Origin of the sequence: Streptomyces sp. NPDC050085 (assembly GCF_044460595.1) — a bacterium.
Lineage (GTDB): Bacteria > Actinomycetota > Actinomycetes > Streptomycetales > Streptomycetaceae > Streptomyces.
Map to the genome: position 1 here is coordinate 250,097 of NZ_JBITJZ010000008.1, position 19,351 is coordinate 269,447.

19 protein-coding genes and 1 pseudogene are annotated in these 19,351 nt (G+C 70.9%); 7 read left to right on the forward strand and 13 right to left on the reverse strand.

Features of this window, described 5'->3' with window-relative positions:
• Positions 1-44: 44 nt before the first annotated feature.
• The gene (locus tag ACIBUY_RS28740; RefSeq protein WP_399154171.1) at positions 45-557 is read right to left on the reverse strand and encodes a helix-turn-helix domain-containing protein; all 513 of its coding nucleotides are present in this window, start codon (positions 555-557) and stop codon (positions 45-47) included.
• A 69-nt stretch (positions 558-626) separates the two neighbouring features.
• Here ACIBUY_RS28740 and def point away from each other — a divergent pair, with 69 nt between their 5' ends.
• Positions 627-1,232 carry a peptide deformylase gene (gene def / locus ACIBUY_RS28745; protein WP_365566222.1) on the forward strand — a complete coding sequence of 202 codons (606 nt, stop codon included), beginning with the start codon at positions 627-629 and terminating at the stop codon, positions 1,230-1,232.
• A 101-nt stretch (positions 1,233-1,333) separates the two neighbouring features.
• On the forward strand, positions 1,334-1,891 hold the full coding sequence (locus ACIBUY_RS28750) for a CAP domain-containing protein (RefSeq protein ID WP_365566446.1): 558 nt from the start codon (positions 1,334-1,336) through the stop codon (positions 1,889-1,891).
• Positions 1,892-1,958: 67 nt separating this feature from the next.
• Here ACIBUY_RS28750 and ACIBUY_RS28755 read toward each other — a convergent pair whose 3' ends face one another.
• The 4 genes from ACIBUY_RS28755 to ACIBUY_RS28770 all read right to left on the reverse strand — a co-directional run bounded on the left by ACIBUY_RS28755 (position 1,959) and on the right by ACIBUY_RS28770 (position 4,481).
• Entirely contained in the window at positions 1,959-2,708 is a 750-nt protein-coding gene (locus tag ACIBUY_RS28755) for a phosphotransferase family protein (protein WP_399154172.1), read from the reverse strand.
• 4 nt (positions 2,709-2,712) lie between these two features.
• On the reverse strand, positions 2,713-3,153 hold the full coding sequence (locus tag ACIBUY_RS28760) for a hypothetical protein (protein ID WP_365566225.1): 441 nt from the start codon (positions 3,151-3,153) through the stop codon (positions 2,713-2,715).
• A 283-nt stretch (positions 3,154-3,436) separates the two neighbouring features.
• On the reverse strand, positions 3,437-3,841 hold the full coding sequence (locus ACIBUY_RS28765; protein ID WP_399154173.1) for a PxKF domain-containing protein: 405 nt from the start codon (positions 3,839-3,841) through the stop codon (positions 3,437-3,439).
• Between the two features lie 64 nt (positions 3,842-3,905).
• Positions 3,906-4,481, reverse strand: a complete 576-nt coding sequence (locus ACIBUY_RS28770; RefSeq protein WP_399154174.1) for a GNAT family N-acetyltransferase — start codon at positions 4,479-4,481, stop codon at positions 3,906-3,908.
• 120 nt (positions 4,482-4,601) lie between these two features.
• Here ACIBUY_RS28770 and ACIBUY_RS28775 point away from each other — a divergent pair, with 120 nt between their 5' ends.
• A complete protein-coding gene (locus tag ACIBUY_RS28775) occupies positions 4,602-5,255 on the forward strand; it encodes an MOSC domain-containing protein (protein ID WP_399154175.1) in 654 nt (217 codons plus the stop codon).
• Between the two features lie 18 nt (positions 5,256-5,273).
• Here the strand turns inward: ACIBUY_RS28775 and ACIBUY_RS28780 are convergent, their stop codons facing one another.
• The 3 genes from ACIBUY_RS28780 to ACIBUY_RS28790 form a co-directional block, all read right to left on the reverse strand.
• Positions 5,274-6,902: a cation acetate symporter gene (locus ACIBUY_RS28780; protein ID WP_399154176.1), complete on the reverse strand. Its 1,629-nt coding sequence runs from the start codon at positions 6,900-6,902 to the stop codon at positions 5,274-5,276.
• A complete protein-coding gene (locus ACIBUY_RS28785; RefSeq protein WP_365566233.1) occupies positions 6,899-7,252 on the reverse strand; it encodes a DUF485 domain-containing protein in 354 nt (117 codons plus the stop codon). Before ACIBUY_RS28785 ends, ACIBUY_RS28780 begins: the two co-directional genes overlap by 4 nt.
• Before the next feature lie 81 nt (positions 7,253-7,333).
• Entirely contained in the window at positions 7,334-8,869 is a 1,536-nt protein-coding gene (locus ACIBUY_RS28790; protein ID WP_399154177.1) for an MDR family MFS transporter, read from the reverse strand.
• Between the two features lie 311 nt (positions 8,870-9,180).
• Here ACIBUY_RS28790 and ACIBUY_RS28795 point away from each other — a divergent pair, with 311 nt between their 5' ends.
• Positions 9,181-9,969 carry an ABC transporter ATP-binding protein gene (locus ACIBUY_RS28795; protein ID WP_365566237.1) on the forward strand — a complete coding sequence of 263 codons (789 nt, stop codon included), beginning with the start codon at positions 9,181-9,183 and terminating at the stop codon, positions 9,967-9,969.
• Positions 9,970-10,087: 118 nt separating this feature from the next.
• The gene (locus ACIBUY_RS28800; protein ID WP_365566239.1) at positions 10,088-12,676 is read left to right on the forward strand and encodes an FtsX-like permease family protein; all 2,589 of its coding nucleotides are present in this window, start codon (positions 10,088-10,090) and stop codon (positions 12,674-12,676) included.
• An 88-nt stretch (positions 12,677-12,764) separates the two neighbouring features.
• Here ACIBUY_RS28800 and ACIBUY_RS28805 read toward each other — a convergent pair whose 3' ends face one another.
• Together ACIBUY_RS28805 and ACIBUY_RS28810 are read right to left on the reverse strand one after the other, a co-directional pair.
• Positions 12,765-13,139 (reverse strand): type II toxin-antitoxin system VapC family toxin, encoded by a 375-nt coding sequence (locus ACIBUY_RS28805; RefSeq protein WP_365566241.1) that lies wholly within the window; start codon positions 13,137-13,139, stop codon positions 12,765-12,767.
• Complete coding sequence (locus ACIBUY_RS28810; protein WP_365566243.1) at positions 13,136-13,405, reverse strand: type II toxin-antitoxin system prevent-host-death family antitoxin; 270 nt, start codon at positions 13,403-13,405, stop codon at positions 13,136-13,138. The genes ACIBUY_RS28805 and ACIBUY_RS28810 overlap by 4 nt, the downstream gene beginning before the upstream one ends.
• Before the next feature lie 197 nt (positions 13,406-13,602).
• Between ACIBUY_RS28810 and mfd the strand changes: the two genes are divergently transcribed.
• A complete protein-coding gene (mfd, locus tag ACIBUY_RS28815) occupies positions 13,603-17,142 on the forward strand; it encodes a transcription-repair coupling factor (RefSeq protein WP_365566245.1) in 3,540 nt (1,179 codons plus the stop codon).
• Positions 17,143-17,146: 4 nt separating this feature from the next.
• On the opposite strand, the gene ACIBUY_RS28820 is transcribed toward mfd, so the two are convergent.
• From ACIBUY_RS28820 to ACIBUY_RS28830, 3 genes are all read right to left on the reverse strand, one after another.
• A complete protein-coding gene (locus ACIBUY_RS28820; protein ID WP_365566247.1) occupies positions 17,147-17,782 on the reverse strand; it encodes a Uma2 family endonuclease in 636 nt (211 codons plus the stop codon).
• An 80-nt stretch (positions 17,783-17,862) separates the two neighbouring features.
• Positions 17,863-18,219 (reverse strand): MerR family transcriptional regulator, encoded by a 357-nt coding sequence (locus ACIBUY_RS28825; RefSeq protein ID WP_399154178.1) that lies wholly within the window; start codon positions 18,217-18,219, stop codon positions 17,863-17,865.
• An 11-nt stretch (positions 18,220-18,230) separates the two neighbouring features.
• Positions 18,231-19,028: an SDR family NAD(P)-dependent oxidoreductase gene (locus ACIBUY_RS28830; RefSeq protein ID WP_399154179.1), complete on the reverse strand. Its 798-nt coding sequence runs from the start codon at positions 19,026-19,028 to the stop codon at positions 18,231-18,233.
• Between the two features lie 144 nt (positions 19,029-19,172).
• Here ACIBUY_RS28830 and ACIBUY_RS28835 point away from each other — a divergent pair.
• Positions 19,173-19,332, forward strand: a pseudogene (locus tag ACIBUY_RS28835) (substrate-binding domain-containing protein); the annotation flags it as partial.
• Positions 19,333-19,351: the final 19 nt, after the last annotated feature.

Here is a 19,351-nt window from a genome sequence, read left to right on the forward strand (position 1 = left end):
GATGTGAAAAAACTCGATCATTCTCTTCATTCTTTGCTCACAATTCACGGCTGGTGAGCGGCATTTGACGCTACGTCGCCGGGTGCGGACGGAGTCGGGCGGAGCCGGGCCGTGATCGACACCGGGCCCGCGCCGGGCGGAAGGGACCGGCGCCGTTCGTACGGCGCGGTCAACTGCGCGATGCCGTCGGCAAGTTGATCGAGCTCGTCGGGCGTCAGGTGCAGGACGGCGTCCAGGGTGCGCTCGGCGGCCCGGGCCGACTGCCGCGGGTCGTCCCAGCGCAGCCGCCACGGCCGCACCCGCCCGCCGTTGTGCGAGGCCTCCTCGATGAGGCCGTGCTCGGCGAGCCGGCGCAGATGGAACGAGCACAGGCCCGAGCTCTGCCCGAGCCGCGCCGCGGCCTGCGAGGACGTGACGGTGCCCCACTCGGCGAGCAGGTCGAGCAGGGCGATGCGCAGCGGGTGGTCGGGGAGGGGGCGGGCGGCCCGGCCGGTGTCTCCCGTGAGGTCTTTGTCGGTGGCGAGGTCTTCGTCGGTGGCGAGGTCTTCGTCGGTCACTTTGCAAAGAGTGCTACTTTGCAAAGGAGTTGGTCAAGTGCCGGTACGGGGCGAGGGGTTGAGGACGTCATGGGCGAAGGGCGGCTGTTGCCGGAGGTCGAGCGGGGGACGGTGCGGCGCATCACCGTGGTCGGCGAAGAGGTGCTGCGGCGCCGCTGCAGGCCGGTCACGGACGCGGAGTTCGGCACGCCGGAACTGGCGCGCCTGATCGACGACATGTTCGCCACGAACCACGTCGCGCACGGTGCGGCGATCGCCGCGAACCAGGTGGACGTGGACCTGCAGCTGTTCGTCTGGGACATGGAGGACGACTGGGGCGTACGGCACACCGGCCACATCGCGAACCCGGTCCTGGACGAGGAGCCGCTCGCGAGCCGCCGCCTGGTCGAGGAGATGGAGGGCTGCCTGTCGGTCCCCGGCCCGTACAAGCCGCTGGCCCGCGCCGACCACGCGGTCGTCCGCGGCCAGGACATGGACGGCAACCCGCTGGTGGTGGAGGGGCGCGGCTACTTCGCCCGCTGCCTGCAGCACGAGACGGACCACCTGTACGGCCGCCTCTACCTCGACCGGCTCGCGAAGCGCGAACGCCGGGACGCGCTGCGGGAGATGGCGGAGCTGCGGGAGGACGTGTTCGCGCGGCGGGCGGCGATGGCGGAGCGGCTGGACAAGGCGTAGGCCGCCGCCGCATGTCGAATACGCCGTATGCGTACGGGCATTGACACACTTCTCGGGGCAAACCGGCCCTCAGGAGAGGTGGCAGTGTGAACGTGAAGCGGATGGCTCGGATGGTGGCCGTGGCCGTGGCGAGCGGACTTCTCGGAGTGGGGGCCGCCCTTCCGGCACAGGCGCAGGCGCAGGTGCAGACGCAGACGCGGGAGCAGGCGCAATCGCAGGTGCGCGCCTACTACCCCGACGTCGACCGCATCGTCTGCGAGATCAACGCGGAGCGGGAGGCCAACCACCGGCCGGCCCTGCGGATCTCCGACAAGGCGTCCCAGGTGGCGCGCGCGCACGCGAAGGACATGGCGGCGCGCGGCGAGCTCACCACCGTCGGCAGTGACGGCCGCGAGCTGCGCGACCGCCTCGACGACGCCGGGCTCTACTCCGGATACATCTCCGAGTACATGCTCTCCGGCTACCACCACGACGGCCGCTTCGCCGACCTGGCCACCGACCCGTCACCCGACAACGGCCTCTACAAGGCGCTGATGAGCCGCGACATCGTGGCGCTCGGCATCGGATACGACCACGAGTACTGGGACGTCGACATGCTCGGCCCGCACCGCAAGCTGGTGACGCGGGCGGCGGTGTGCGCGGGGCCGCGGGCCGCGTAGCCGCGGGGCCGCGGCGCTCGGCGGCGTCCTGCACCCGCACGGCCGGGCACTGAGGGGCTCGGGTTGCTCACAGCTGCGCCGCCAGCGCGCAGCGGTGCGCCGCGACCCACCGCTGCGCGGCCCGCACCTCCTCCACGACCCCGAGCGCGCGCAGCCGCACCATCGCGGGGTCACCGCGCTCGGCGGCGGCGTCGATCCCCCGATGGCAGCGGTCCTGCCACGCCAGCACGGTGTCGAGGAGGGTGGCACGCCCGCTGCGCGCAAGCCCGTACGCATCGCAGATCAGCCGCATCTGCCGGGAGGCGTCGGCGGTGTCCTCGATCCCCGGCCCGAGTTCGAGGTACTGCCAGCAGACGTGGGCGACGTCCTCGATGCGCCGTCCCGGGGCGGCCAGGTCCCAGTCCACGAAGGCGAGGGGCCGCCAGGTGTCGCCTTCCGTGGCATAGATGGTGTTCCGGGGGTCGAGGTCGTTGTGGCAGACGACTTCGTGGCCGCCGGCGAGGTCCGACCCGGCGGTCAGGTCATGGAAGTCCCTTACGAGAACGGCCAGTTGGGCGAGACCCTCATCGGTACGCGCGGCCCGCCGCTCCTCCGGCCCCAACGCCGCCCGCCCGGGCAGGAACCCGAGGATCTCCCGCCGCTGCTCGTCGACCCCGAGGAACCGGGGGGCGCCGGGCCAGCCGCGCTCCTCGAACAGGGCGAGGAGTTCGTGTACGTAGGCGGATCGTGGGGTGGGGGTGCGGCGCACGGTGTCCGCGACGCGTACGACCTGGTGGATGTGGCCGCCGGAGAGCGCTTCCTGGTCGTCTGGTGCCATGGGGTCAGTCTCCCGAGAACCCCCAGAAGTACAACTCCCGGGGCAGCCCGGCCGAGTCGTGCAGCACGGCGACCCGCCCGAACCAGCGGCGTGCGGCCAGCGGCTCTATCGCCTGTATGTGCTCGCGGGTGAGCACGTCCGTGCCGGTGAGACGCCGGGCCTCCTCGGGCCGGACCGGCTCGACCGTGCCGTAGTCGGGCTGCTCGCCGGGGCGCAGGACCCGCTCCATGTCGAGGATCGAATGCGTCCCTTCTTCCTGGACGCCCTCGTCCTCCCACAGCTCTTCGATGGTGGCGGGGCGGGTGCGGGAGCGGTCCGGGGCGTCCTCGTCCCACGGGTCCCAGTAGTAGTCCTGTGCGTCGAAGACCTCCTGACGAAGACCGGCCAGAGCAGCCCCGATGTCCTCCCGGTACGGCACGTAGTAGTCCCAGCCGGATGCGCCCATGCCTGCTGCCCCGTTCCCCACTCGCGTATGCGTATGTGCCCTTGGCGAACGAACGTAGCAGCGGGCACTGACAGTGGGGCCGTGCGTAGGCGGACCTGTCCGCCGTGAAGAGTTCGGCGGCCAGGAAGCGTACGTGCTCGCGCGCCGCGCGTTGGCGGCCCGTGCGGGACGCGAACTCCCGCACGGGCCGCCGGTGCGCTGGGGAAACCCGGTTCGGCGTCTGCTGGTCAGGCAGGGACCTGTCGACGACAGAGTCAGTCGGGCCGGACGGATTCTGGGTGGGTCAGCTGAACTTGAAGGTGGCGTAGTGGTCGCTGCTGTCGGCCGGCTTCAGGCCGAAGGTGCGGCAGGTGTTCTTCCAGGCGCTGTCGGTCTTCCACACACAGGGGTACGTGTCGGTGGCCGCGTTGCAGGTCAGGCTGGACTGCCCGGCGCCGGTGGTCTCCTCGACCGGGTCGATGGGCAGCCCGGTCAGTGTGATGGTTTCGGAGGTGCCGTGGAAGCCGGCGTTGCCGCACTCCGCGGCGGCGCCGACCGCGAAGCAGTTGGTATTGGGGTTGACGACGTAGTCGTAGGGGGTGTTGACCGCGACCGGGTCGGCCGAGTCGGTGATCTGGATGACGGCGTCCGCATGGGCCGCGCCGGTGGTCGCCAGCATTCCGGCGGCGCTCAGCGCGGCGGCGGCCAACAGAACCGACAGCTTATGGAACAGCCTCGCCCGGGGGCGACGGGCGGGCAGGTTCGACGAGTCACTAGCGGACCCGGGCATGCAGATGCATGTCGTGCAACCCGTCCGCATGCAGCAACGCCTTGCGGCGCACACCTTCCGGCTCGAATCCCGCCCTGGCCGCGACTCCGCACGACGCCTGATTGACAGTGGAGTGGCCGAGTTCCAGTCGGCGGAAGCCCGCTTCGTTCAGGGCCCAGTCCGATACCGCGGCGACCGAGCGGGACGCGATGCCGGTGCCGCGTGCTGCGGGGGCCGTCCAGTACGAGATCTCTGCCTGGCCGCCGGTCAGGATCAGCGACTGGAGCGAGACCCGGCCCAGGACCTCGTCGGTGCCCGCGTCGACGACGGTCCAGTGCGCCGCGACCTCGTCCTGCCAGCCGCGCTGCCACTGCGCGATCCACTCCCGGGCCTCGTCCTCCGAGTCGGCCCGCTTCAGGTGCCAGCGCTGGATCGCCGGGTCCTGGAAGACCCGTACGACGGCGCCGGCGTCCGTCAGCCGCCACGGCCTCGCCAGCAGTCCACCCGCGACGGGCAGTGACGGCTGGGGGCTGTCGGCGAGAGAGCCGGCGGGTATCAGCGGAGTGACCAGAGAGGGCATGACCGCAGTGTTTCAAGTGCGGTGGCGCCCATCTTCTACCCCCCCCAGCCGCCCCGAACTGCCTGCCACCAGTGGGAAATTGCGCAGCCCCGGACCCCAGTGGCCCGTATCGTCACCGGCATGAAGCTGCTGTCCGTGAACATCGGTAGGCCGCGGGCCAATCCGTGGAAGGGGCTCAGTGTCACCGGCATCGACAAGCGGCCGGTCGACGGGCCGGTCGGCGTTGTGGTGCCCGGGCCCAAGGGGGACGGTGCCGTCGGGCTGGTGGGGGACCGGGTCTATGACGTGCAGAATCACGGTGGTACCGATCAGGCTGTCTATGCGTATGCCCGGGAGGATCTCGACCGTTGGGAGGGCGAGTTCGGCCGGGGCCTGGCGAGCGGGGTCTTCGGGGAGAACCTGACCACTGAGGGCGTGGACGTCAACGGCGCCCTGATCGGGGAGCGTTGGCGGGTCGGGGGCGATGTGGTGCTGGAAGTGGCGTGTCCGCGTATTCCGTGCGCCACGTTCCAGGGCTGGCTGGAGCGTGCGGGCTGGATCAAGCGGTTCACGCGGGCCGCGGTGCCGGGCGCGTATCTGCGGGTCGTCACCGAGGGGGAGATCCGTGCCGGTGACCCGGTCGAGGTCGTGCACCGGCCGGACCATGAGGTGAGCGTCGAGCTGACCTTTCGGGCGATGACGCTCCAGCCGGAGCTGCTGATCCGGCTGGTCGAGGTCGAGGAACTGCCCGGAGAAATAAGGGAGTTGGCTCGGCGGCGGACGCGGCTGACCTGACCTGTCAGTAGTCGGCGGTCAGCCCTCGCGGCGGGTCGGTGCGCGGGGCGGGCCCTGGCCCGCCGCCCCCGCCAGGATCCAGCCCTCCACCGCCTCGTACTGCCGCCGCTGCTCCGCCGCCTTCCGGGGCGGCGTCAGGACCGATCCCAGCCAGCCGAACGCGAAGCCGAGCGGGATCGACACCAGGCCCGGTGTCGTGAACGGGAACCAGTTGAAGTCGCGGCCCGGGAGCGCCGACGTCGGTGTGCCCGAGACCAGGTTCGTGCCCGTCATCAGGATCAGGCACGTCACCGTCCCGCCGATCAGCGTCCACAGCAGGCCCGTTCGCGTGTAGCGGCGCCAGAAGAGGCCGTAGACGAGGGCGGGGGCCAGGGCCGACGCGCCCAGGCAGAAGGAGAGGGTGGCCAGGGGCTGGAGGTTGTGGTGCTGGACCAGCGTGGCCAGGGCGATGGCGGGGGCGCCCACCGCCAGGGCGCAGATGCGGGCCGTCCTCAGTTCGGCGCGGGCGGACAACGGGCGGCGCCGGTACGCGAACACGTCGTGGGCCAGCGAGTTCGCGCAGGCCAGGATCATGCCCGCCACCGACGCGAGCAGCGTCAGGAAGATCGCCGTGGTGACCGCAGTGAAGAGGAGGGAGCGGGTCGTCGAGGCCAGGGTCTCGAACGCCGCTCGCGCGCCCAGCAGGAACGCCGTGTTGCCCTGGGCGTTCGCCGTCGTGATCGACGTACGGCCCACCAGCGCCGCCGCGCCGAACCCGATGACCGAGACGATGAGGATGACCACGGCCACCGATGAGACCGCCCAGGACAGGGAGCGGCGTATCTCCCTGGCGTTGCGGGCCGTGTACATGCGCATCGTGACGTGGGGGAGGGCGGCGCCGCCGAGCACCACGGTCAGTTCGGAGCTGATCATGTCGAGGCGGGGCGCCGCGCTGTCCGTGAACTGCAGGCCCGAGGTGAGGTACGCGCGGCCCGCGCCGCTGCCCCGGGCCGCCGCCGCGAGCAGCTCGCCCGGGTTCCAGTCGAAGCGGTGCAGGATCAGCGCCGCGGCCACCGCGCCCGAACCGAGCAGCATCACGATCTTGAGGATCTGGATGAGGGCGGTGCCCTTCATGCCGCCGATCGCCGCGTAGCTGATCATCAGCGCGCCCAGCGCGATGACCGAGACCGTTTTGAACGCCCCGCTGTTGAAGCCGAGGAGGAACGCCAACAGGTCGCCCGCTCCCGCCAGTTGGACCAGCATGAGCGGCAGGAGCGCCGCCAGCGTCACCGTGCAGGCCGCCATGCGCGTGGCCCGGCCCGGCATCCGGCGTGCCAGGACGTCGCCCATGGTGAACAGGCCCGCGTTGCGCAGCGGTTCGGCCAGCAGGAACATCAGGAGCATCAGGGAGAGCGCCGTGCTCAGGGCCAGGACCACTCCGTCGTAGCCGACCAGCGCGATGATGCCGGTGGTCGCGAGGACCGTCGCCGCGGAGAGGTAGTCGCCCGCGATCGCCAGGCCGTTGCGCAGCGGCGTCAGGCGGCCGAAGCCCGTGTAGAACGTCTCCAGGTCGTCACGGTCGGGGCTGGTCACGACGGACAGCAGGAGCGTGGCCGTCGCCACCGCGGTGAACGCCACCAGGGACAGCGACTGTGACGACGTACTCATCGCGCACCGCCGCCGATCCGGCGCAGCCGGTGCGCGAGCGGATCCACCCGGCGTGCGGCCGTGGCCTCGTACACCATCAACGCCACGCAGGTGACGGGGAGTTGGCACAGGCCGATCAGGAGTCCCGTGGACAGGCCGCCGGTGACCGCGCGGTTCATCAGGGACGGGGCGAACGCCGAGAGAAGGAGGAAGGCGACGAAGTAGCCGAGTGCGGTGAGGGTGGCGACGCGCCGCTGCCAGCGGTACGCCGTGCGCAGGAGCCGCAGATCGGCGCTCGGTCCGGTGGGTGCGGGCAGGTCGGGGTGGCGGGGGAGGCGGTGCGCGTGCGAGCGGTGGGCGCGGTGCGGCATCCCGTTCTCCTTGCGTGGCTCGGGCCCGCCGGGGGAGCGGACCGCAGGGAGTGCGTGAGGAGTGCGTGGGAAGCCGGAACGCTACTCGGAGGTACGGGAGTTGGGGGAGGGTTCGGGCGAACTGGTGGGGCGGTCCGGCTCCCGCGAGTGGGCATCCGAGGGGTCCGCCGTCAGGACCGGGAAGCGGCGCGGCGCGAGCAGGACGAGGACGAAGAGGGCGAGCGCCGCCGCGCAGGCCGCGCCGATGTAGACCGAGTCGACGGCCGCGTCGATCGCCCGGCGCACGGGACCGGTCCCGGAGTTGCGGGCCACCGAGTCCAGGTCGGTGCCGCTGCCGAGGTGCGAGGAGATCACCGAGTTGGCGACCGCGCCGAACAGGGCCGCGCCGACGGTCTGCCCGATCTGGCGGTAGAAGAGGATCGAGGCGGTGGCCGTGCCGCGCTCCGCCCAGCCGACCGTGGACTGGACGCCCACGATCAGCGGGAGCTGGAACAGGCCGAGGGCCGCCCCGAGCAGCAGGCTGAGCAGGACCGGCTGCCAGACCGACCCGGGGTAGGGGAGCAGGGGGAACGCGGCGAGGACCGCGAGGGCCGCCGTCATGCCGAGCGCGGCCGTGTCGCGGAAGCCGATCCTGCGGTAGACGTGCTGGCTCAGGGCCGCCGAGACCGGCCAGCTCAGCGTCATCACGGACAGCACGAAGCCGGCCGCCGTGGGAGAGAGGCCGAGGACCGACTGCGCGTAGGTGGGCAGGAAGGTGGTGGGGGCGACCATGAGGAGGCCGAGCGCGGCCAGGGAGAGGTTCACGGCGGCGATGGTGCGCCGTCGCCACACCCAGCCCGGGAGGATGGGTTCGGCCGCCCTGCGCTCGATGACCACGACCGCCGCGACGAGGGCAAGTCCCGTACAGAGAAGGGCCGTTGAGGGCGGTGACGTCCAGGACCACGCCACTCCGCCCTGCACCAGCCACGTCAGCAGGACGCCGCCCGCCGCGAACACCGCGAGCGCGCCCGCCCAGTCGATCCGGGCGCGCGGGCCGCGCTCGCGCGGCGGCTCGTGCAGATGGCGTACGACGAAGAGGAGCGCGACGGCGCCGATCGGCAGGTTGACGAGGAAGATCCAGCGCCAGCCCCCGGTCGAGGCGAGCAGGCCGCCGAGCGCCGGGCCGAGGACGGAGGACGTGGCCCACACCGTCGACAACTTGGCCTGGATCTTGGGGCGTTCGGCCAAGGGGTACAGATCCGCGGCGAGCGTCTGCACCGTGCCCTGGATCGCGCCGCCGCCCAGGCCCTGGATCACCCGGAACGCGATCAGGGCCGCCATGTTCCACGCCGATGCGCACAGCAGGGAACCCACCAGGAACAGCACGCTGCCCGCGACGAGGACCGGCTTGCGGCCGAGGGTGTCCGACAGCTTTCCGTAGACGGGGAGCGTGACGGTCACCGCGAGCAGATAGCCGGAGAACAGCCAGGAGAAGACGGAGAAGCCGCCGAGGTCGCCGACGATCTGCGGGACCGCGGTGGACACGATCGTCGAGTCGAGCGCGGCGAGCGCCATGCTCAGCATCAGCGCGGCGACGACCGCCGTGTTGTTCTTCCCCGGCGTCCGAGCCCGCTGCATCCGTTCCCCCTGCATTTCGTTCCCCCTGCACGTATCTCCGGTCGGGAGCTTATGCGGGTGGAGGCGACCCTGAGTAGGGCTCCACCGAGGGGTGGACCTCCCCTAGGGGGACCTCCGTACAACGGACCGGGGGCGGTTCCTCCCCCCGGAGGACGAGGGGGTGCGGGGGTTCTTCCTACCGTTCAGGGGTGGGGTTTTCCCCCGGGAAAGACGGTGACTTCCACCAGGGCGCCCGGGGCCCCGCATCACCAGACTTGTACGCGTACCGCAGACCGCTGCGGGATGTGGGTAACCGACATAGGAGAAGAACCGTGACAACGGCTGTAAGCATTCCCAGGCACGGGGGCACTGGAGGGCGTACGGCCGTTGCCGCCAGGGCGCGGCAGGTCGTCAAGGCGTACGGGTCGGGGGAGACCCGCGTCGTTGCCCTCGACCACGTCGACGTGGACATTGCGCGCGGGCAGTTCACCGCGATCATGGGCCCGTCCGGCTCCGGCAAGTCGACGCTGATGCACTGCCTCGCCGGACTCGACACGGTCTCGTCCGGGCAGATCTACCTCGACGAGACCGAGATCACCGGCCTGAAGGACAAGAAGCTCACGCAGCTGCGCCGGGACCGGATCGGCTTCATCTTCCAGGCGTTCAACCTGCTGCCCACGCTGAACGCGCTCGAGAACATCACGCTCCCGATGGACATCGCGGGCCGCAAGCCGGACCGGCAGTGGCTGGACCGCGTCGTCACGACCGTCGGCCTCGCCGAGCGGCTCAAGCACCGGCCCACCCAGCTCTCCGGCGGCCAGCAGCAACGCGTCGCCGTGGCACGGGCGTTGGCCGCCCGGCCCGAGATCATCTTCGGTGACGAGCCGACCGGAAACCTGGACTCCCGCGCGGGCGCCGAGGTGCTCGGCTTCCTGCGCCGCTCGGTCGACGAGCTCGGCCAGACCATCGTGATGGTCACGCACGACCCGGTCGCCGCCTCGTACGCGGACCGCGTCCTGTACCTCGCCGACGGCCGCATCGTCGACGAGATGTACCGGCCGACCGCCGACGCCGTCCTCGACCGCATGAAGGACTTCGACGCGCGGGGGCGTACGTCGTGAAGACCGCCGACCGCACCTCAACCAGGCCTGGCAGCACGCCTGTTGGGCCTGCGGACCGCCGACCGCCCCTCGACGCCCACCGGCCGCGCGCCGGAGCCGACCTCCCAGGACTGACGTCATGAGTGCCAACACGGTCATGAAGACCTCCCTGCGCAACTTCTTCGCGCACAAGGGCCGCATGGCCCTCTCCGCGGTCGCCGTGCTGCTGTCCGTGGCCTTCGTCTGCGGGACGCTCGTGTTCACGGACACGATGGACAAGACCTTCGACAAGCTGTTCACGGCGACGTCCTCCGACGTCACGGTCAGCCCTAAGGACGCCAAGACCGAGGGCAGCGCGACGGGCCGCCCCGAGTCGCTGCCCGCGGCCACCATCGCCACCGTGGCGAAGGCGAAGGGCGTCAAGTCGGCCGAGGGCGCGGTCAGTTCGATGAACGTGACCGTCGTGAACTCCGCCAACAAGAACATGGGCTCCGAGAACGGCGCCCCGACCATCGCGGGCAACTGGACCAGGAACGACCTCCGCTCCATGGAGATCACCTCGGGCCACTCGCCGCGCGGCCCGACCGAGGTGATGGTCGACGCCGACACCGCGAAGAAGCACCACCTGAAGATCGGCGACGAGCTGCGCACCATCGCCGCCACCGGCGACCTCAAGGCGAGGATCGTCGGCATCGCCTCCTTCAAGGTCACCAACCCGGGCGCGGCCGTCGTCTACTTCGACACCGCCACTGCCCAGCGTGAACTCATCGGCAAGACCGGGCAGTTCACCCAGATCAACGTCGTCGCGGCCGCCGGGTACACCGACGCCCAGGTCAAGCAGAACGTCAAGGACACGCTCGGCAGCGGCGGCGCGTACAAGATCCAGACGCAGAAGGAAGCGGCGGACGCCAACGCCTCCGACGTCTCCGGCTTCATGGACGTCATCAAGTACGCGCTGCTCGGCTTCGCCGGGATCGCGTTCCTCGTCGGCATCTTCCTGATCATCAACACGTTCTCGATGCTGGTCGCCCAGCGGACCCGCGAGATCGGCCTGATGCGCGCCATCGGATCCAGCCGCAAGCAGGTCAACCGGTCGGTGCTCGTCGAGGCGCTGCTGCTCGGCGTCGTCGGCTCCGTCGTGGGCGTCGGCGCGGGCGTCGGCCTCGCCATCGGCCTGATGAAGCTGATGTCCGCTGCGGGCATGGACCTGTCCACCGACGACCTCACCGTGAAGTGGACGACCCCGGCGATCGGGCTGCTGCTCGGCATCGTCGTCACCGTCCTCGCCGCCTACCTGCCCGCACGCCGGGCCGGCAAGGTCTCCCCGATGGCGGCCCTGCGGGACGCGGGCACGCCCGCCGACACCAAGGCCGGAGTCGTCCGCGGGATCATCGGCACCGTCCTCACGGGCGGCGGCGGATGCGCCCTCTACCTCGCGACCCAGGCCGACAAGGCCAGCCAGGGCTCGCTCTGGCTCGGCCTCGGCATCGTCGCCTCGCTCATCGGCTTCGTCGTCGTCGGCCCGCTGCTCGCCGGCGGTGTCGTCCGCGTCCTCAGCGCCGTACTGCTCCGCTTCTTCGGGCCCGTCGGACGGATGGCCGAGCGCAACGCGCTGCGCAACCCGCGGCGTACGGGAGCCACGGGTGCGGCCCTCATGATCGGCCTCGCGCTCGTCGCCTGCCTCTCGGTCGTCGGCTCCTCGATGGTCGCCTCGGCCACCGACCAGCTCGACAAGTCGGTCGGCGCGGACTTCATCGTGGAACCCAGCAACGGCGTCATCACGCCGCAGGCCGCCGCGGCCCTGAAGAAGACCACGGCGTCCGGGGACATCGCCCACGTCACCGAGGTCAAGTACGTCAAGACGACGCTGACCGCGCCGAACGGGGTGAAGGAGGACGAGGAACTGGTCGCGGCCAGCCCGTCCTACGCCCAGGACCTGCGCCGCGAGGCCACCTCGGGTGAGCTGACGGCGGCGTACGGGAAGAACGCGATGTCGGTCGGCTCCGAGTTCGCGAAGAAGAACCACCTCGAGGTCGGCGACACGATGACCGTCGCCTTCGACCACGGCCGGACGGCGAAGCTGCGCATCGCGGCGATCACGTCCGACGACACGGTCTTCGACAAGGGCGCGATGTACACGAACATCGCGACCGCGACCGCGTACCTGCCGGCGGACCGGGTGCCGCTGAACGGGATGATGTTCGCCAAGGCGGCCGACGGCAAGGCCGACCAGGCGTACGCGGCGCTCAAGAAGTCCGTCGCGTCCGACCCGACCGTCAAGGTCAAGGACCAGACCGACTACAAGCAGACCCTGAAGGACCAGATCGGCCAGCTCCTGAACATGATCTACGGCCTCCTGGCCCTGGCGATCATCGTGGCGGTGCTCGGCGTCGTGAACACCCTGGCCCTCTCGGTCGTCGAGCGGACCCGCGAGATCGGCCTGATGCGCGCCATCGGCCTCTCCCGCCGCCAGCTGCGCCGCATGATCCGCCTGGAGTCGGTGGTCATCGCCCTCTTCGGCGCCCTCCTCGGCCTCGGCCTCGGCATGGGCTGGGGCGCGACGGCCCAGAAGCTGCTGGCTCTGGAGGGCCTGAAGGTCCTGGAGATCCCGTGGCCGACGATCATCGGTGTCTTCGTCGCCTCGGCCTTCGTGGGCCTGTTCGCGGCCCTGATCCCGGCGTTCCGGGCGGGCCGGATGAACGTGCTGAACGCGATCGCGACGGACTGACTCCGTCGGTCGTACGAGAAGGGGCCCGGGGAGCTTGCGCTTCCCGGGCCCCTTGTGGCTGTCGACCGTCTGTCGGCCGGCTGCCGGCTCAGGCGCGCATGACCTGGACGTCGTACTTCGGGATCCACGCGTCGCGCGTGATGATCGTCAGGCCCTCCGCCTGGGCCTGGGCGACGAGCATGCGGTCGAAGGGGTCGCGGTGCAGCAGCGGGAGGCGGCCGGCGCGCATGCCGTGGTCCAGCGAGATCGGGAGCGCCTTCAGCTGGCAGTCTCGGGCTCGCTCAGGCAGGTCATCCGGTGCGTCCATCTTGCCGAGCGCCTGCTTGACGGCAATTTCCCATGGGGTGACCGCACTGACATAGGCCGATGACTCGGTGTCCAGTAACTCCTTGACGTCGTCGGAGAGCTCCGGGGAGTCGAGCAGCCACCAGATCACCACGTGTGTGTCGGCGAGAAGCTTCACGCGGGGCCCTCCCGCAGTCCGAAGGCCTCGGCGAACCCGTCGTCGTCGGACAGGTCGTCGAAGTCGTCATGGAAGACCACCGGAGACCGAAGGCTGCCCCGTGCGGTCCGCCGCACGGTGGGGTGGAGGGGCACCACCTTCGCGACCGGCTGCCCGGCGCGGCTGATGATGACCTCTTCCCCTGTCTCGACCAGTTGCAGGATCCGGGAGAAGTGGGTCTTGGCGTCGTGGACGTTGTACTGCCGCTGGGCTTCGTTCGGGGCCATGACGCTCTCCCGGAGGGATGGACTAAGGGCGGACTAGGGCCTGCTCCCAAGGTAGCCCGCCTCCCCCCTATGGGCCAGCGCGTTCCCTCTGCCGGGTGACGGGCTCCCCGGCGACGTACCCTGGAAACCCCCGGCCCGTCCCACGTGTCGGGCCCTTTGCGTTGCCCACCCCGGACGGGAAAGGCCAAGTCCCACCCATGAGCCTGTACGGACTTCTCGACGCCGTCGTCAAGGACGCGGCCCTCACCGAAGCGGTGAAGGCCGCCGGCGACGGCAACCGGATGCACATCGACCTGGTCGGCCCGCCCGCGTCCCGGCCCTTCACGGTGGCCGCCCTCGCGCGCGAGGCGAAGCGGCCCGTGCTCGCCGTCACCGCCACCGGGCGCGAGGCCGAGGACCTGGCCGCGGCGCTGCGCTCGCTGCTGCCCGAGGACGGGGTCGCCGAGTACCCGTCGTGGGAGACGCTGCCGCACGAGCGGCTGAGCCCGAGGTCGGACACGGTCGGGCGGCGGCTCGCCGTGCTGCGCAGGCTGACCCACCCGAGCGCCGACGACCCGGAGACCGGCCCGGTGTCCGTCGTCGTCGCACCCATCCGCTCCGTGCTGCAGCCGCAGGTCAAGGGCCTCGGGGAGTTGGAGCCCGTGGCGCTGCGCAGCGGGCAGAGCGCCGATCTGAACGAGATCGTCGAGGCGCTGGCCGCGGCCGCGTACGCCCGGGTCGAACTCGTCGAGAAGCGCGGCGAGTTCGCCGTGCGCGGCGGCATCCTCGATGTCTTCCCGCCGACCGAGGAGCACCCGCTCCGCGTCGAGTTCTGGGGCGACGACGTCGAGGAGATCCGTTACTTCAAGGTCGCCGACCAGCGGTCCCTGGAGATCGCCGAGCACGGACTGTGGGCGCCGCCCTGCCGGGAGCTCCTGCTCACCGCCGACGTGCGCGCCAGGGCGGCCGAACTCGCCGAGCAGCACCCGGAGTTGGGCGAGCTCCTCGGCAAGATCGCCGAGGGCATCGCGGTCGAGGGCATGGAGTCCCTCGCGCCCGTCCTCGTCGACGACATGGAGCTGCTGGTCGACGTCCTGCCCGCGGGGTCCATGGCCGTGGTCTGCGACCCGGAGCGGGTGCGGACGCGGGCCGCGGACCTGGTGGCGACCTCGCAGGAGTTCCTGCAGGCGTCCTGGGCCGCCTCCGCGACGGGCGGCGACGCCCCCATCGACGTAGGGGCGGCGTCGCTGTGGTCCATCGCGGACGTGCGCGAGCGGGCGCGCGAGCTCGGCATGATGTGGTGGTCGGTCTCGCCGTTCGCCGCCGACGCGGATGTGGACGCCGACACCCTCCAACTCGGCATGCACGCACCGGAGATGTACCGCGGCGACACCGCCAAGGCCCTCGCCGACACCAAGGGCTGGCTCGCCGACGGATGGCGCACCGTCTTCGTCACCGAGGGCCACGGCCCCGCGGCCCGCACCGTCGAGGTGCTCGGCGGCGAGGGCATCGCCGCCCGCCTCGACAAGGACCTCGCCGCACTCGCCCCCGCCGTGGTGCAGGTGGCGTGCGGCTCGCTCGAAGTCGGCTTCGTGCACCCGGAGTTGAAGGTCGCCGTCCTCACCGAGACGGACCTGACCGGGCAGCGGACGGCCGGCAAGGACGGCCAGCGGATGCCGGCCAGGCGCCGCAAGACCATCGACCCGCTCACCCTCGAGTCCGGCGACTACATCGTGCACGAGCAGCACGGTGTCGGCCGCTACATCGAGATGGTGCAGCGCACGGTGCAGGGCGCCACCCGCGAGTACCTCGTCGTCGAGTACGCCCCCGCCAAGCGCGGCCAGCCCGGCGACCGCCTCTACATCCCCACCGACCAGCTGGAGCAGATCACCAAGTACGTCGGCGGCGAGGCCCCGACGCTGCACCGGCTCGGCGGCGCCGACTGGACGAAGACGAAGGCGCGCGCGAAGAAGGCGGTCAAGGAGATCGCCGCCGACCTGATCAAGCTGTACTCGGCCCGCATGGCGGCGCCCGGCCACGCCTTCGGGGCGGACACGCCCTGGCAGCGCGAGCTGGAGGACGCGTTCCCGTACGCGGAGACGCCCGACCAGCTGACCACGATCGCCGAGGTCAAGGACGACATGGAGAAGACGGTCCCGATGGACCGGCTGATCTGCGGCGACGTCGGCTACGGCAAGACCGAGATCGCGGTCCGCGCGGCCTTCAAGGCGGTCCAGGACGGCAAGCAGGTCGCCGTCCTCGTCCCGACGACCCTGCTCGTGCAGCAGCACTTCGGCACGTTCTCCGAGCGGTATTCCCAATTCCCCGTCAGCGTCAAGGCGTTGAGCCGCTTCCAGACGGACACGGAGGCGAAGGCGACGCTCGAGGGGCTGAAGGACGGCGCGGTCGACGTCGTCATCGGCACGCACCGCCTGTTCTCCTCCGAGACCAAGTTCAAGGACCTGGGCCTGGTCATCGTCGACGAGGAGCAGCGGTTCGGCGTCGAGCACAAGGAGCAGCTGAAGAAGCTGCGGGCCAACGTGGACGTGCTGACGATGTCCGCCACCCCCATCCCCCGTACGCTCGAAATGGCGGTGACCGGCATCCGCGAGATGTCGACGATCACGACACCGCCCGAGGAGCGGCACCCGGTCCTCACCTTCGTCGGCCCGTACGAGGAGAAGCAGATCGGCGCGGCCATCCGCCGCGAGCTGCTGCGCGAGGGCCAGGTCTTCTACATCCACAACCGGGTCGAGTCGATCGACCGGGCGGCGGCCCGCCTGCGCGAGATCGTGCCCGAGGCGCGCATCGCGACGGCCCACGGCCAGATGTCCGAACAGGCCCTGGAGCAGGTCGTGGTGGACTTCTGGGAGAAGAAGTTCGACGTGCTGGTGTCGACGACGATCGTCGAGTCCGGCATCGACATCTCGAACGCCAACACGCTCATCGTCGAGCGCGGCGACAACTTCGGCCTCTCCCAGCTCCACCAGCTGCGCGGCCGCGTCGGCCGTGGCCGCGAGCGCGGCTACGCGTACTTCCTGTACCCGCCGGAGAAGCCGCTGACCGAGACCGCCCACGAGCGCCTGGCCACCATCGCCCAGCACACCGAGATGGGCGCGGGCATGTACGTGGCGATGAAGGACCTGGAGATCCGCGGCGCGGGCAACCTGCTGGGCGGCGAACAGTCGGGGCACATCGCGGGCGTCGGCTTCGACCTGTACGTCCGCATGGTCGGCGAGGCCGTGGCCGACTACCGCGCGCAGATGGAGGGCGGCGACGGCTCTTCGGACGAGCAGCCGCCGCTGGAGGTCAAGATCGAGCTCCCGGTCGACGCGCACGTCCCGCACGACTACGCGCCGGGCGAGCGGCTGCGCCTCCAGGCCTACCGGGCCATCGCGAGCGCCGGCACCGAGGACGACGTCAAGCAGGTCCGCGAGGAACTGACCGACCGCTACGGCAAGTTGCCCGAGCCCGTCGAGAACCTCCTGCTGGTCGCAGGCCTGCGGATGCTCTCCCGCGCCTGCGGCGTCGGCGAGATCGTGCTCCAGGGCACCAACATCCGCTTCGCGCCGGTGGAGTTGAGGGAGTCGCAGGAGCTCAGGCTGAAGCGCCTGTACCCGGGCACGGTGATCAAGCCGGCCACGCACCAGATCCTCGTACCGCGCCCGAAGACGGCAAAGGTCGGCGGAAAGCCGCTGGTCGGCCGGGAGTTGCTGGCCTGGGTCGGGGAGTTCCTGGCGACGATCCTGGGGTCGTAGGCAGTCACTCGTCGTCGACGCCGTCGTCCTCGGGCAGCACCAGTTCGAGGTCGACGGCGAAGGGGACGCTGACCTTCAACCGGTCGTGGTGGATGCCGGTGATCGCGTACGAGTTGGTCGCCGGATCGAGTTCGTAGACGTAGACGACGGGCTTGCCGTCACTGTCCTCCACGCGCCAGTAGTGCGGGATGCGGGCAGCAGCGTACTTGCGGGGCTTGATCTCACGGTCGCGTTCCACGGAATCGTCGGAGACGACCTCGACGGCGAGGAGGACCTTGGCCGGGTCGTACCACGTCTCGCGGCGGCCGGACACGGCGCTGCGCGGGAGCACCATGAGGTCCGGCTCCGGCCTGGTCCGCTTGTCGATCTTTGTGGTCATTTCGCGGACCACGGCCAGCTTCGTGGGCGCATGGGCACGCAGTCCGCTTTCCAGCAGCCAGAGGGTCTCCATGTGGAAGTACGTCTGCGGGCTCACGAGGAACAGGCCTCCGTCGATCATCTCGGCGTGGGGGGGGAGGCCCGGAATGGTGTCGAGGTCGTCTGCGGTCCAGCCGTCGAGCGGTGGCGTCGGCCACGTACTCTTCGGCTGCGGACGCTCCGGCTCATGCTCGGCGGCGGTGCTCATCATCAGCGCTCCCATGCGACGGAGTCTGGCGCGTCCTGCCAGCGTACTCGGCGGCTTGATCGACGCATCGCCGGAACGAGTGACCCCGCCTCGGGTCACTTGTTCGGAGCCGCTTCGTCCAGTGCGGTGGCCAACCGATTCCGCACCGCCACCTGCGCCGCGATCCTCCGGTCGATCACCGCGAGCCGTTCGCGGACGATGCGGAGGAAGCCGTCCGAGGGGCCCTGCGCCAGCATGTCGCCGTCCAGGCACGGCAGGAACAGCTGGACGTCGTCCACGGTGAGGCCCGCGTCGAGCAGGAGGCGGATGTTGCCGACGCGGGTGACGGCGGCCGCGTCGTACACCCGGTAGCCGTTGGCCGCGCGCTCGGACGTGAGCAGGCCCGCCTGCTCGTAGTGGCGCAGGGCGCGCGGCGAGGTCCCGGTGGTCGCCGCCAGTTCTCCGATCCGCATACCCGGCAGTCTCAGGCGACGACCGCTCCGCCGTCCACCGGCACGATCACTCCGGTGACGAACGACGCGTCCGGCGAGGCGAGATGGACGATCGTCGCCGCCACCTCCTCCGGGCGCCCGACCCGGCCGAGCGGCGTGTGCTCCAGCTGCCACTTGCGGATCGCGGCCCGCTCCTCGGCGGTGTACGCGGAGTGGTCGGCGATCGGCGTCTCGATCGCGCCGGGGGCGACCGCCGCGACCCGGACCCCGCGCGGCGCGAGCTGCACCGCCCAGCTCCGGGTGAGCGAGTCGAGGGCCGCTTTCCCGGCCGCGTAGAGGGAGTTGCCGGGCCAGCCGCGCTGCCCGATCGCGGTCGTGACGCTGATGACGACGCCGCGCGAGGCGGTCAGCGCGGGCAGCGCGGCCTGGGTGAGCAGCGTCGGGGCGACCAGGTTGGTGGCGAGCAGGGCATGGGCCGAGTCCCGCGTGTACGTCTCCAGGGACTCGGAGTTGGTGATCCCCGCGTTGTGGACCAGGACGTCGAGCCGGCCGTGCGCCCGAAGGGTCGTACGGACGATGGAGGCCGGTCCGTCGTCGGCCGTGACGTCGGCGGCGAGCGGGGTGATCAGCTCCGGGGCGTACGCGGCGGTCCCGTCCAGCGGCTGCGGCCTGCGGCCCACCGCGACGACCCGGTAGCCGCGGTCGGCGAAGGCGTGGGCGGTGGCACGGCCGATGCCGGTGCCCGCTCCGGTGACGACGACCGTGGGCGCGACCGTGTGCGCGGTGTTCTCTGCGTTGATGACGCTGCGCGTGCTGCTCGTGCTGTTCATGCGGGGATCGTGCGACCTTGACGCCAGTGACAACGTCAAGTCGAATCGGCCCGCAGAGGCTCGGTGATCGGGACCGGGGTCGTGGTCGTGGTCGTGGTCTCCACGTTTGGCCTGCACGACGCCGGCGCCACCAACTTCAAGGGCGGCCAGGCCGCGGCCGGGACTCTGCTCGGCCGGCCGGACCGGCCCACCGCGATCGTCACCGCCAACGACATGCAGGCACTCGGCGTCTACCAGGCGGCGCGCGAGGCCGGGCTGCGCGTTCCCGCGGACCTGAGCGTGGTCGGCTTCGACGGCGTGCCTTTCGCGGTCCGGGCCGGGCT

Excerpts from the sequence above, each read along its gene's own strand:
- def (WP_365566222.1), top strand. The coding sequence starts at position 627 with ATGGGCGAAGGGCGGCTGTTGCCGGAGGTCGAGCGGGGGACGGTGCGG.
- ACIBUY_RS28750 (WP_365566446.1), top strand. The coding sequence starts at position 1,334 with ATGGCTCGGATGGTGGCCGTGGCCGTGGCGAGCGGACTTCTCGGAGTG.
- ACIBUY_RS28755 (WP_399154172.1), bottom strand. The coding sequence starts at position 2,708 with ATGGCACCAGACGACCAGGAAGCGCTCTCCGGCGGCCACATCCACCAG.
- ACIBUY_RS28760 (WP_365566225.1), bottom strand. The coding sequence starts at position 3,153 with ATGGGCGCATCCGGCTGGGACTACTACGTGCCGTACCGGGAGGACATC.
- ACIBUY_RS28770 (WP_399154174.1), bottom strand. The coding sequence starts at position 4,481 with ATGCCCTCTCTGGTCACTCCGCTGATACCCGCCGGCTCTCTCGCCGAC.
- ACIBUY_RS28775 (WP_399154175.1), top strand. The coding sequence starts at position 4,602 with ATGAAGCTGCTGTCCGTGAACATCGGTAGGCCGCGGGCCAATCCGTGG.
- ACIBUY_RS28780 (WP_399154176.1), bottom strand. The coding sequence starts at position 6,902 with ATGAGTACGTCGTCACAGTCGCTGTCCCTGGTGGCGTTCACCGCGGTG.
- ACIBUY_RS28785 (WP_365566233.1), bottom strand. The coding sequence starts at position 7,252 with ATGCCGCACCGCGCCCACCGCTCGCACGCGCACCGCCTCCCCCGCCAC.
- ACIBUY_RS28790 (WP_399154177.1), bottom strand. The coding sequence starts at position 8,869 with ATGCAGCGGGCTCGGACGCCGGGGAAGAACAACACGGCGGTCGTCGCC.
- ACIBUY_RS28800 (WP_365566239.1), top strand. The coding sequence starts at position 10,088 with ATGAGTGCCAACACGGTCATGAAGACCTCCCTGCGCAACTTCTTCGCG.
- ACIBUY_RS28810 (WP_365566243.1), bottom strand. The coding sequence starts at position 13,405 with ATGGCCCCGAACGAAGCCCAGCGGCAGTACAACGTCCACGACGCCAAG.
- mfd (WP_365566245.1), top strand. The coding sequence starts at position 13,603 with ATGAGCCTGTACGGACTTCTCGACGCCGTCGTCAAGGACGCGGCCCTC.
- ACIBUY_RS28820 (WP_365566247.1), bottom strand. The coding sequence starts at position 17,782 with ATGGGAGCGCTGATGATGAGCACCGCCGCCGAGCATGAGCCGGAGCGT.
- ACIBUY_RS28825 (WP_399154178.1), bottom strand. The coding sequence starts at position 18,219 with ATGCGGATCGGAGAACTGGCGGCGACCACCGGGACCTCGCCGCGCGCC.
- ACIBUY_RS28830 (WP_399154179.1), bottom strand. The coding sequence starts at position 19,028 with ATGAACAGCACGAGCAGCACGCGCAGCGTCATCAACGCAGAGAACACC.